The sequence below is a fragment of the Tatumella saanichensis genome (assembly GCF_000439375.1).
Taxonomy (GTDB): Bacteria; Pseudomonadota; Gammaproteobacteria; order Enterobacterales; family Enterobacteriaceae; genus Tatumella; species Tatumella saanichensis.
Window position 1 is genome coordinate 40,640 of the sequence record NZ_ATMI01000001.1, and the last position, 12,695, is coordinate 53,334.

A 12,695-nucleotide genomic window follows, 5' to 3' on the forward strand; every position below is an offset into this window, starting at 1 on the left:
GCATTATATTTTGTTACTGTAATAACATAATCCGGCAGCCAGATTGTTGCTGCTTTTATTGAGGAACACACTGTGACTGATATGACAGCTATTGCCCGTCGGGCTATTGGCCTGATGGATCTGACCACTCTGAACGATGATGATACCGATGCCAAAGTGACTGCCTTATGTCAGCAGGCGAACTCTGCCGCCGGGATGACGGCAGCAATCTGTATCTATCCACGCTTTATTCCCCATGCCCGTAAAGTGCTGCATGAGCAGGGCACTCCACAGATCCGTATCGCCACGGTCACTAATTTTCCCCATGGCAACGAGGATATTGATATCGCCGTCGCGGAAACACGCGCCGCTATCGCTTACGGTGCCGATGAAGTGGATGTGGTGTTTCCATGGCGTACTTTAAAAGCTGGCGATACCGATACCGGCTTCAAGCTAGTGAGTGCCTGTAAAGCCTGCTGCCAAGAGGCGGGAGTACTGCTAAAAGTGATTATCGAAAGTGGTGAACTGCAGCAGCCGACACTGATCCGTCAGGCTTCGGAGATCGCCATTGATGCTGGCGCTGATTTTATCAAAACCTCCACCGGCAAAGTAGCGGTGAACGCGACCCCAGAGACCGCACGCATTATGTTACAAGTGATCCGTGACAAAGGCGTGGCGCAACAGGTTGGCTTTAAACCGGCGGGTGGCGTGCGTACCACCGCTGATGCCGTGCTGTATCTGGCACTGGCGGCGGAAATACTCGGTGATGACTGGGCCGATGCGCGTCATTTTCGCTTTGGGGCATCCGGCTTACTGAATAGCTTACTGGCGGACTGTGGCGCTGCTCCGCAAGCTCCTGCAGGCAGCGGTTACTGATCGACGCTTATCGGGGAGGATGCCATGTTACTGCCTCAAGAAATTATCCGTAAAAAACGTGACGGACAACGGCTGACAGAGGCGGAGCTCCGCCACTTTGTCGCTGGGATCACCGACGGCTCAGTGTCAGAAGGGCAGATTGCCGGGCTTGCGATGGCGGTATGGTTCCGTGATATGGATCTGGATGAGCGGGTGGCGTTGACCATGGCGATGCGCGATTCGGGAACCGTACTCTCTTGGCAGGGACTGGGTCTTAACGGACCGGTGCTGGATAAGCATTCCACTGGCGGTGTCGGCGATGTGACTTCGTTAATGCTCGGGCCGATGGTGGCCGCCTGTGGTGGCTATGTGCCGATGATCTCCGGCCGCGGGCTAGGCCACACCGGCGGTACCCTCGATAAGTTGGAAGCTATCCCTGGGTTTAACATTTTCCCCGATAATGACCGCTTCCGACAGATCGTCAGCCAGGTCGGAGTGGCGATTATTGGCCAGACGCGCTCGTTGGCACCAGCGGATCAACGTTTTTACGCCACCCGCGATATCAGTGCTACCGTCGATTCGATTGCCTTGATCACTGCCTCGATCCTCTCTAAAAAACTGGCGGAGGGGCTGGACGCGCTGGTGATGGATGTTAAAGCAGGCAGCGGTGCCTTTATGCCGGATTATGCCGGCTCACAGGCACTTGCAGAGGCTATCGTGGGTGTCGCCAATGGTGCTGGTTGTCGTACCACTGCACTGATCACCGATATGAGTCAGATGTTGGCTTGTTCGGCGGGCAATGTCACCGAAGTCCGAGAAGCGGTGGCCTTTCTCACTGGCGAATACCGTAATCCGCGATTACAGGCGGTGACAATGGCCCTGTGTAGTGAAATGCTGCAAAGTGGCGGCTTGGCGGACAGTGATAGTCGGGCACAGGAGATGTTGCAACAGGCCCTTGATAGTGGTCGAGCCGCAGAGGTGTTTGCGCGCATGGTCGCGGCGCAAGGTGGTCCGGCCGATTTTATCGATGACCCCGATGGTTATCTGCGGGCTGCTCCGGTGGTCAGGCCGGTGTACCCTGATAAGCCCGGTTATCTGGCCAGTACCGATACCCGTGAACTGGGGATGACCGTAGTACGACTGGGCGGAGGCCGTCAGACAGCCGGTGAAGCGATCGATCATCGGGTAGGGATCACCGCAATGGCCGCCCTTGGCGACTACCTAGACGATCATCAACCACTGGCGATGCTTCACGCGGCAGATGAAGCCAGCTGGCAGCAGGCAGCCAACAGTCTCAGGGGCGCAATTTGTGTAACCTCACAAAAGCCGAAAGAAATCCCTTTAATCTATCGCAGAATAAACTGATTGGTTGCATACTGTTCTGATCAGTTTTTTTCCTCACTGCATGAACGCACAGGAGGCGAGCATGAAACGTGCATTTATTATGGTACTGGATTCCTTCGGGATCGGTGCCAGCCACGATGCAGAAAAATTTGGCGATGCCGGTTCCGATACCTTGGGCCATATCGCCCAAGCCTGCTATGAAGCGCGGGCCGACCAAGGCAGAAAAGGGCCGTTACAGTTACCAAACCTGACTTCATTAGGGCTTGCTAAAGCAGCTGAACTCTCAACCGGTAAAATTCCTGCCGGTATGGACGCCGCAGCACCGGTGATCGGTGCGTACGCCAGCGCGGCAGAGCTTTCCTCCGGGAAAGATACCCCTTCCGGGCACTGGGAAATCGCTGGGGTACCTGTACTGTTTGACTGGGGGTACTTCCCAAAAACTGAAAACAGCTTCCCGCAGCCATTGCTGGATAAACTGGTGGCACAGGCGGGTCTGAAAGGCTACCTCGGTAACTGCCACTCGTCTGGGACGGTGATCCTCGATAAGCTCGGCGAGGAACACATGCGCAGCGGTAAGCCGATTTTCTACACCTCGGCGGATTCGGTTTTTCAGATAGCCTGTCATGAAGAGACCTTTGGCCTCGAAGCATTGTATGAACTCTGTGAAATTACCCGCAAAATTCTTACTGAAGACGGCTACAATATCGGCCGTGTGATTGCCAGACCCTTTATCGGTGCCAAAGCCGGTGAGTTTGTTCGGACCGGTAATCGACACGATTTGGCGGTAGAACCACCGTCCGCCACCATTCTGCAGAAGCTGGTGGAAGAAAAAAACGGCCAGGTGATTTCGGTGGGTAAAATTGCCGATATTTATGCGCAGCAGGGCATCACCAAAAAAGTCAAAGCGACCGGTCTGGATGCACTGTTTGATGCGACTTTACAGGAAATGCAGCAGGCGCCGGATCAGTCTATCGTCTTTACTAACTTTGTAGATTTCGACTCCAGCTGGGGCCATCGTCGTGATGTCGCCGGTTATGCGGCCGGACTGGAGCTGTTTGACCGTCGTCTGCCGGAACTGATGGCTCAGGTGAAAGACGGTGATATTCTGATCCTCACTGCCGACCACGGTTGCGACCCAACCTGGCAGGGCACCGATCACACCCGTGAGCATATTCCGGTATTGATCTACGGGCCGCAGGTGACTCCTGGTTCTCTTGGCCAGCGTGACACTTTTGCCGATATCGGCCAGACTGTCGCACAGTATTTCGGGCTATCAGCTATGGATTACGGACGTAACATGCTGTAAAAAGCCCCCCTTGTTTCTCATTGCTGGCAGTTCGTGCGGGCAATGACACATTTAAAAGGAAAACTAACATGGCAACTCCTCACATTAATGCAGAAGCCGGTGATTTCGCTGACGTCGTCCTGATGCCGGGTGATCCGCTGCGTGCAAAATATATCGCTGAAACTTTCCTGCAGGATGCCCGTGAAGTGAACAATGTTCGTGGCATGCTGGGTTATACTGGTACTTATAAAGGCCGCCGTATCTCGGTTATGGGGCATGGTATGGGCATCCCATCCTGCTCTATCTATGCGAAAGAACTGATCACCGAGTACGGCGTCAAAACCATTATCCGTGTCGGCTCATGTGGTGCGGTACGCCCGGACGTTCAACTGCGTGATGTGGTGATCGGTATGGGGGCTTGCACCGATTCCAAAGTCAACCGTATGCGCTTCAAAGATCATGACTTTGCAGCGATCGCGGACTTTGATCTGGTGCGTAACGCGGTGGATGCGGCGAAATCTTTGGGTATCACTGCCCGTGTTGGTAACCTGTTCTCTGCTGATTTGTTCTACACTCCCGATCCGCAGATGTTTGATGTGATGGAAAAATACGGCATCCTCGGCGTAGAAATGGAAGCGGCTGGGATCTACGGCGTTGCCGCCGAGTTCGGTGCAAAAGCCCTAGCGATCTGTACCGTTTCCGATCATATCCGTTCAGGTGAGCAGACCACTGCCGAAGAGCGTCAGTTGACGTTTAACGATATGATCAATATCGCTCTGGAATCTGTGCTGGCTGGCGACAAAGCCTAATCTGTTGCAGGTTTTGCATTGATAACACGGAGGTCCCGACGGACTTCCGTGTTATTTTCATTTCTTTACATTCTTCAATAAATGACACACTTTACTCTCCTCGGGAGCAACTTGTGACTGGCACTGGCTGACTTTCTCTCTATGATAGGCGCCAGGCGATACCTTTCTCTGCAAACTATGTTGTGTAATGAATCTGCGTAATTTCGAAATCGAAGAAAAACTCTTTATCCGTCGTGCTGTTACGGCATTCGGTCTAGTCGCTGTCTGCTTCGGCATCCTGGCGTATAACCTCTATCGCTTGCAGATCAAGGAACACAGCTACTATCAGACCCGTTCCAACGATAATGACATCAAAATGATCCCTATCGCACCTACCCGCGGGATCATTTACGATCGTAACGGCACACCGTTGGTACGTAACATCACTCAGTATGATCTGACGGTGATCCCCTATAAAGAGACCAACCTGAAAGCCACTATTCAGGCACTTACGCCGCTGATCGGCCTAACGCCGGATGAGGTTGCAGATTTCTGGCACCGTTTGAAACAGACCAGCCGCTATAAGCCGATCATTATCAAAGATGAACTGAGCGAAGAGCAGATTGCTCGCTTTGCGGTGGATGAATACCGTTTCCCTGGGGTCAGTGTCGACTCTTATGAGGATCGCCAGTATCCTTATGGCGCTGACTTGGCCCATGTGGTGGGCTATGTTTCAAAAATTAATGACAATGACTTTAAGCGCCTGAATGCCGAAGGGATCTCCGAGAACTACGCGGCAGACCACAATATCGGTAAGCAGGGTATTGAAGGTTATTATGAATCGGTACTGCACGGCCAAACCGGCTATCAGGAAGTGGAAGTGGATAACCACGGCCGGGTAGTTCGGGTCCTCAGCGAGCAGCCACCTGTCGCCGGAAAAAATGTCTGGCTGACCCTCGACCTGCCGTTACAACAGTATATTGAGAGTTTGTTGGTGGGCCAGCGTGCCGCCGTACTGGTCGAAGATCCCCATGACGGTTCGGTACTGGCTATGGTGTCAGCCCCGAGCTATGATCCGAACCCGTTTGTGAAAGGCATCAGTTATCAAGCCTATAAGCAATTACTGCAGAATAAAGACCTGCCGCTGATCAACCGAGTGACCCAAGGGCTGTATCCGCCGGCCTCGACGGTTAAGCCCTATATGGCGATGTCGGCATTACTGAATGGGGTGATCACCCCGCAGACTACGTTCTTTGGTGCACCGACCTGGACCCTGCCTGGCACGGACCGCCGCTACCGAGACTGGAAAAAAACCGGTCACGGCATGCTCAATGTCACCAAAGCTATCGAAGAATCAGCAGATACCTTCTTCTATCAGGTCGCCTATATGATGGGGATCGATCGCATTCACCATATGCTCAGCCAGTTCGGTTACGGAAAGTTAACTGGCATTGACCTCAATGAAGAGTATAGAGGTCTATTGCCGAGCCGTGAATGGAAAGAGAAGGTACATAAGAAAGCTTGGTTCCAAGGGGATACCATTTCGGTGGGGATCGGCCAAGGCTACTGGATTGCGACCCCTATCCAAATGGTGAAAGCGCTGGTGGCATTGCTGAACAATGGCCGAGTCATCACGCCGCATCTGTTGATGAAAGAGCAGCAGGGCAGTACGGTGATCCCGTATGTGGCTAAAGAGCCGCAACCGCAGATCGGTGAACCGAATTCACCTTACTGGGCGCTGGTACGCCGCGCAATGTTTGGTATGGCCAATGCGCCGAATGGGACTGGTTATCGCTATTTCCATACTGCGCCTTATGGTATTGCGGCGAAAAGTGGTACCTCACAGGTGTTCAGCTTGAAACAGAACCAAGTGTATAACGCTAAGATGATCCCAGTGCGCTTGCGTGATCATATTTTCTATACTGCTTTCGCTCCTTTTAAGGACCCGAAAGTGGCAGTCGCACTGATTCTGGAAAACGGTGGGGTCAACGGTGTTACCGCTGCGCCGCTGATGCGTAAGATCCTCGACCATATTATGTTGCCTGAGGGAGCGTCTGCCACAACGGTTACCCCCCAAAAAGGCGCACTGCCGGCTGATATACCGGGTATGGGCGAGGTGGCACCAGGATCGGTAACCACTGATCAGTAAGCACTCAATAGGCAGCATTTATGGCAAATCATCGCCTGAATGCTGCAAATTCCTGCGGTTTGCTGTAAAAATCGGCGGTCAGTCAGCCTAGGCGCAAAAGTCGTTGACGGAGAAGCAGGATTACGGTTTAATGCGCCCCGTTAGCCCGAATAGCTCAGTCGGTAGAGCAGGGGATTGAAAATCCCCGTGTCCCTGGTTCGATTCCGGGTTCGGGCACCAAGTTTAAAGAAACCCGCCTCTGGCGGGTTTTTTGCTTTCTGAGTCAGCGAACCCTCCATCGAACTCCGTTCGATGACTCGTCTCATGGCTGAGACTCGCCCTGCGGGCTGGCGCTAACCGGAGTTATGCCAACCGCGTAGAGCAAGATCACTCCCCGCCGCTCTGCTGCTGATGCCACTCCGCAATTGCACCGGGGGTGGTCAGCCAGAAATGCTGCTTCTGCGCCGCCAATGCTGTGAGGGCTTTTTTCAGATGATAAAAGCGGAAAGGCTGACCGACGATATAAGGATGTAGGGCGATACCCATCACCAGTGTCTGCTGTTCACTTCGTTCCAGTAACTCGGTAAACTGATCGAGGATCATCTGACTGAATTGCTCTGCGGAAGCGCCGTTAGGAATGATGGTCGGAATATCATTAATTTCTTGCGGGTAGGGCACCGACAGCAGTGGGCCTTGAGCGGTACGGAAATCCATCGGCTGGTCGTCCTGCGCCCAGTTCAGCGTGTAACGGAAACCATTCTGCCGTAATAACTCTGGGGTTTCACGGCTCTCGGAAATCCACGGTGACAACCAACCGTTCACCGGTTTCCCAGCGTAGTCACTCAGACGTTGCTGGCATTGAGCGATCATGGCATTTTCCGCCTCTTGGGTCAGGTTTCCCTGACGTTCGGAATTGGTATGCCCATGACCGATCAGTTCACTGCCTGGAAGACTCATCCAGCGATCCAGCAATTGCGGGCAGTAGTCGAGGATCGAGGTATTAGCGATCACCGCTGGCGGCAATGCCAGCTTTTCAAATAGGTCCGCTAGGTGCCAGCCACCGACACGGTTACCGTAATCTCGCCATGAATAGTTCAGGATATCCAGATTATTGGCTGCCTGTGACAGCTTTGCGCCTTCAGAACAGCCAAACGAAAAATGTTCCAAGTTCATGGCAACATAGACCGCCAGCCGTTTTCCTCCCGGCCAGCGATAATCCGCCCGCTCAGCGGGGCCGTGGTAGTCGTAGCGATGATGATGTTCAAGCTGATGCATCCAGTCAGAGGCTGCCATTAATGTCTCCTTTGGCCGTTGGCACCGATTCAGGGATAACCGTCAGCGCCACCACCGCAAACAAAAATGCGGAGACAATCGAGATAACGGCAACAGAGTATTGCGGGGCGTAGTGAGCGCAGAGACTGCTGCAAATCACCGAAAAGCCCCATGCTAGTAGCAGACGCAAGGGCGTAAAACGTCGCTGACCGGCAAGGATCCAACCAATCATAGCACCACCAATCCCCGGTACCACAATACCCAGCAGACTCAGCCAGTTAACCAGCCAGTTAGTGATCCCCGCTAATGCCAGTAACGTGCCGATGATCCCGAGGATCACCACCAGTTGGCAAAAGCTCAGCGGGATCACTGCACTCCATCCCGCAGCAGCGTTATACAATCCATGCATCGCGACTGAGGCGCAGTTAATCACAAAAAAGAGTGCCGCGAACAGACCAAACACCGGGCCGAGCGGTAACAGCAAATGGGCAAAATCGCCGTCAGCTGCTTCGCCGCTGGCAGCCACTAATCCCCCTGCCAGCATTGGTAGAATATTGGCACAGGGAAAGGCGGCTAATGAGGCGATCACCGCTTGGCCTGGTGTCTTTGACCAACGGGTGAAATCAGCGGTCAATGTGCCGGAGTCGACAAACACCGAAATCGCCATGGTGATCCCAATCCCCAATGCTAGGCTGTGACCAGCGGTCGGCTGATAGTTAACCATTTCATGCCAGTGATGATGCTGAAAGTTCAGCACGATACTGATCACCGCGGTAATGATAAACAGGGTAATCGAGATAATACTGACAGGTTTCAGCATTTTGATGCCAGCAATCGATAGCAATGTAAACACGCCGCCGATAATGGCGATTGACCAGTTTAGTGGCAGTCCCAGCAAGGTATTGAGGCCATGTCCAGCGAGGCCAGTCTGTACGGCAAACCAGCCGACCACCAATCCTGCCAGAAACACCGCAATCACTTTGGCACCGATTTTTCCAAAGATCTTCTGGCAACTTAGGGCAAAGGTTTGGCCATCTCTGGCCGCGAGCGCACTCAGACAAGCGACATACAGTGCCAGCACCAGATTACCCAGCAGGATTGCCAGCATCCCTTTACGAAATCCAAGGCTAGTAATGATCTGCGCGCCGACAAAGGCCCCGACCATCACCATCGGAAATCCGGCCCAGACTATCGCCACAGAAAAAAGACTTTTCCGTGCCGTGACCGGTACCGGCTGATGTTCATATTCATTATTATTCGCGGACATAACGCTCTCTTTATCAGCAGGTGTTCCCCCGATAGAAGCAAACTTTATGCCAGTAGCTGCCTCGTGGCAGGGGCCTTTAATACCATGTTTTCAGTGACGAATGGCCTGCTAGGGGCACAGTGATGCACCCTAAAGAGGCAGATATTGATGAGGGAGCAGGCCCGAACCCTAAGAGGGAGGGGCCGATGTTTGCAAGATAGCTAACGCAGCGACAGTCACCCGCGTTAGCGGTGGCTGGAGTTATTTAAAGATAACGGTTTTTTTGGGCTGTTCGTCAACGCTTAAAGAGAATACATCTGGACGAGCGTAGTGACCGACAACATCGAAGTCATAGCGTGCACCTGGCAGGATATCGGTATCAATATCTCCAGTCAGTAGGCCTTCCTGATTTTTCATCGGTCCGGCAATCACTTCACCCAGCGGGCCGACAATCACGCTGCCTCCCTGGATCAGCGGGCGATCTGCATCCCAGCCAGGGACGTCAATACCGTATTCTTTCGGTGAGGCCTGGACCTGACAAGCGCTGACCACAAAGCAACGCCCTTCATGGGCAATATGGCGCATTGAGGCTTGCCAAACATCGCGTTCATCCACGGTCGGTGCGCACCAAATTTCCACATTCTTGGCGTACATGGCGGTTCTGAGTAGCGGCATATGGTTTTCCCAGCAGATCGCGGTGCCCGCACGGCCGGCAGGGGTGTTGACCACCGGCAGGGTAGAACCATCCCCCTGACCCCAGATCAGACGTTCGGTACCGGTCGGCATCAGCTTACGGTGTTTACCGATATAGCCTTTTTCAGGGTCGATAAACGCCACGCTGCAATACAGGGTACTGCCTTCCCGTTCAATCACCCCGACCACCAGGCTGGCACCGGTACGGGCAGACAGGCCTGCTAACTGGTCGGTCTCTTCACCAGGCAAGGTAATGGCATTATGGTAATAAGCAGAAAACGCGTCACGGCCTTCCGGCATCCGATAGCCGAGATAGGTCCCAAAGGTTTCCCCTTTCGGGTAGCCGCCGAGGATCGCTTCCGGCATCACCACCAATTTGGCACCGCTGGCTTTAATCTGCTGTTCGTACTGCATAATGTTTTCGAGGGTTTTTGCTTTCCCCTCCGGTGACGATCCGATCTGTAGTGCGGCGACTTTGGTCAATGCCATAACGGTTACCTATTGAAGTTGAATTTTTATCACTGTATACCTCGCTACTGATATTCATCAACGTCCTTATAACGAATTACGATATGAATACTATTAATATCGAGCAGATGGACCTTAACCTGTTTAAGGTGTTTGAAGCCTTGTATGAAGAAGGCAGTGCCAGCCGCGCGGCGCTGCGCCTTGGGGTGACACAGTCAGCAGTCAGTGCCTCATTGGCAAAGTTGCGTAAGATTTTTAACGACCATCTGTTCACCCGTACCGGACGCGGGCTTAGCCCGACCCGTCGGGCAGAAGAGATGAAGCCGGTGGTCAGCGATGCCCTGCAATCTTGTCGGCAGAGTCTGTCGTTGGCGCGTTTTGCTGGCAATGCCAGCCAGGAGAGAACCTTGGCGATTGGCTGGTCGGATGATTATGAAATAGCACTTGGTCGGAGGGTGATTGATCAGGTGCATCAGGCTCTTCCGGGAGTCAGGCTCCTGTTTAGGCAGTCACACAGTAAAATCGCCGCGGAAATGCTGCGTAACCGGGAAGTGGATCTGGTGGTTTCCGCTCCCCCGGAAGCCTCATTGGCATTGAAATATGAAACCCTGGGGCAGGGCGGATATGCCTGTTTGAGCGCCACCCCGTCGGCGACACTGAGTATAGAGGAATATATTGCCCGACCGCACCTGCTGGTCTCTTCTGGGGGGATTGTCGGCATCGTTGATGAGGCATTATCTGCGTTGTCACTGAAACGACAGATTGAGGCCTCGACGACGCACTTTTCCGCATTGCCCTTTCTGCTGACCGGTACTGATGCGCTGGCAACCTTACCACGACATGCCGCCCGTCGTTTAGCGACAGTATCCGGGTTGACCCTGCATACCTGTCCACTGGCACTACCGGCCTACAGTGGTGGGATGGGATATCGTGCCGAAAGCCTACGCGACCCGGTGATAGCCGCGGTAGTGACGATTGTCCGTGATCAACTGCTAACTCTACTGAATGAGTAAACGATAGGTTCTTCTGACATTACGCCGTGGGGATAGTTTCTGTACATTGACGGCAGCCACTTGATCTCTGATAACTCTTAAATTACTGTATGGATGAACAGTATTTTTTGGGGCGTAATGGTACTAGTGATGCGTGAGTCCGAGCTTGTATACCGGCAACTGCGGGCTATTTGCCTGAGTGTCATCTTGTCTTCCGTTTCTGTCTGGCATTGGCAGCGGAATGGTTCAGAGACGATGGTGAGTGACGATGTTTGCGCTCTGTGATGTGAATTCGTTTTATGCGTCTTGTGAGACGGTATTTCGCCCTGATCTGCGTGGCAGGCCGGTGGTGGTGCTGTCTAATAACGATGGCTGTGTGATTGCCCGTTCGGCCGAAGCCAAACCGCTGGTCAAAATGGGGGAGCCTTATTTTAAGCAAAAAGAGCAGTTCCGGCGTCATGGCGTTACCTGTTTTAGCAGCAATTATGAACTCTACGCTGATATGTCTGAACGGGTGATGACCACCATCGAAGAACTGGCACCTCGCTGTGAACGCTACTCCATCGATGAAATTTTTTGTGATTTAAGTGGCGTCCGTAACTGCCGTGATCTGACTGAATTTGGACGTGAAATCCGTGCAACTGTGCTGCAACAAACTCATCTCACCGTCGGCGTGGGGATTGCACAGACCAAGACCTTGGCAAAACTGGCCAACCATGCGGCGAAAAAGTGGCAACGACAAACCGGTGGTGTGGTTGATCTGTCAAACAGCAGTCGGCAGCGTAAGCTGATGGCGATTGTCCCAGCAGAAGAGGTATGGGGAATTGGCCGGCGGCTGGCAAAGCGACTGGAAGCCATGGGGATCACCACGGCATTACAGCTGGCGGAGACAGATATTCGTTTTATCCGTAAGCATTTTAATGTGGTGCTGGAGCGTACCGTTCGCGAGTTACGGGGTGAACCTTGTCTGGATCTGGAAGAGTTTGCGCCGGTGAAACAGGAGATTGTCTGCTCCCGATCATTCGGCGGTTATATCTCTGATTATGACGAAGTGCGTCAGGCAATCTGCAGCTATGCGGCACGGGCCGCAGAAAAATTACGTGGTGAACATCAGCATTGCCGGTTTGTGTCGGTGTTTATCAAAACGTCCCCCTTCGCCAGTGAAGCCTATTACGGCAATAGTGCTTCGGTGAAGCTATTAACACCGACCCGCGACAGTAGAGATATTATTGCGGCGGCGATCCGTTGTCTGGAAGCGGTGTGGCGGGAAGGACACCGCTATCAGAAAGCCGGTGTGATGCTGGGGGATTTTTACAGCCAAGGGGTGGCTCAGCTTAATCTGTTTGATGACAATGCGCCGCGGGAAAATAGCCAGCGGCTGATGGAAGTCCTCGATAGCCTCAACAGCAAAGCAGGGCGCGGCACCCTGTACTTTGCCGGTCAGGGGATCCAGCAACCGTGGCAGATGAAGCGGCAGATGCTATCACCACGCTACACCACGCGTTACAGTGATCTGCTGACGGTGAGGTGACAAAGGATAACCACCGCTTGCCAGTGTGACCTTTTTATTCGCCTTAACGCCTTGTGTCCCAGCACGGTTAGCTATAACTTAAGTTTTTCTTAATAAATAACACCCGGTAGAGGT

Annotated in this window: 10 protein-coding genes and 1 tRNA gene; 8 read left to right on the forward strand and 3 right to left on the reverse strand. The window is 53.2% G+C overall.

The window, feature by feature from the left end:
- Positions 1-72: 72 nt before the first annotated feature.
- The 6 genes from deoC to DW47_RS0100225 all read left to right on the forward strand — a co-directional run bounded on the left by deoC (position 73) and on the right by DW47_RS0100225 (position 6,619).
- Positions 73-855 (forward strand): deoxyribose-phosphate aldolase, encoded by a 783-nt coding sequence (deoC, locus tag DW47_RS0100200; protein WP_029684293.1) that lies wholly within the window; start codon positions 73-75, stop codon positions 853-855.
- 24 nt (positions 856-879) lie between these two features.
- Complete coding sequence (gene deoA / locus DW47_RS0100205) at positions 880-2,199, forward strand: thymidine phosphorylase (RefSeq protein ID WP_029684294.1); 1,320 nt, start codon at positions 880-882, stop codon at positions 2,197-2,199.
- A gap of 61 nt (positions 2,200-2,260) precedes the next feature.
- Positions 2,261-3,484, forward strand: a complete 1,224-nt coding sequence (deoB, locus tag DW47_RS0100210; protein ID WP_029684295.1) for a phosphopentomutase — start codon at positions 2,261-2,263, stop codon at positions 3,482-3,484.
- Between the two features lie 68 nt (positions 3,485-3,552).
- The gene (deoD, locus tag DW47_RS0100215) at positions 3,553-4,272 is read left to right on the forward strand and encodes a purine-nucleoside phosphorylase (RefSeq protein ID WP_029684296.1); all 720 of its coding nucleotides are present in this window, start codon (positions 3,553-3,555) and stop codon (positions 4,270-4,272) included.
- 187 nt (positions 4,273-4,459) lie between these two features.
- Complete coding sequence (mrdA, locus tag DW47_RS0100220; RefSeq protein WP_084689007.1) at positions 4,460-6,400, forward strand: penicillin-binding protein 2; 1,941 nt, start codon at positions 4,460-4,462, stop codon at positions 6,398-6,400.
- A gap of 143 nt (positions 6,401-6,543) precedes the next feature.
- Positions 6,544-6,619, forward strand: a tRNA-Phe gene (locus tag DW47_RS0100225).
- 147 nt (positions 6,620-6,766) lie between these two features.
- Here DW47_RS0100225 and DW47_RS0100230 read toward each other — a convergent pair.
- The 3 genes from DW47_RS0100230 to DW47_RS0100240 form a co-directional block, all read right to left on the reverse strand.
- Positions 6,767-7,672, reverse strand: a complete 906-nt coding sequence (locus DW47_RS0100230) for a polysaccharide deacetylase family protein (protein ID WP_029684298.1) — start codon at positions 7,670-7,672, stop codon at positions 6,767-6,769.
- The gene (locus DW47_RS0100235; protein ID WP_051150777.1) at positions 7,659-8,918 is read right to left on the reverse strand and encodes a purine-cytosine permease family protein; all 1,260 of its coding nucleotides are present in this window, start codon (positions 8,916-8,918) and stop codon (positions 7,659-7,661) included. The genes DW47_RS0100230 and DW47_RS0100235 overlap by 14 nt, the downstream gene beginning before the upstream one ends.
- 240 nt (positions 8,919-9,158) lie before the next feature.
- The gene (locus tag DW47_RS0100240; protein ID WP_029684300.1) at positions 9,159-10,079 is read right to left on the reverse strand and encodes a carbon-nitrogen hydrolase family protein; all 921 of its coding nucleotides are present in this window, start codon (positions 10,077-10,079) and stop codon (positions 9,159-9,161) included.
- 83 nt (positions 10,080-10,162) lie between these two features.
- Between DW47_RS0100240 and DW47_RS0100245 the strand changes: the two genes are divergently transcribed.
- A complete protein-coding gene (locus tag DW47_RS0100245) occupies positions 10,163-11,071 on the forward strand; it encodes a LysR family transcriptional regulator (protein ID WP_029684301.1) in 909 nt (302 codons plus the stop codon).
- A 247-nt stretch (positions 11,072-11,318) separates the two neighbouring features.
- On the forward strand, positions 11,319-12,581 hold the full coding sequence (locus DW47_RS0100250; protein WP_029684302.1) for a Y-family DNA polymerase: 1,263 nt from the start codon (positions 11,319-11,321) through the stop codon (positions 12,579-12,581).
- Positions 12,582-12,695 lie beyond the last annotated feature (114 nt).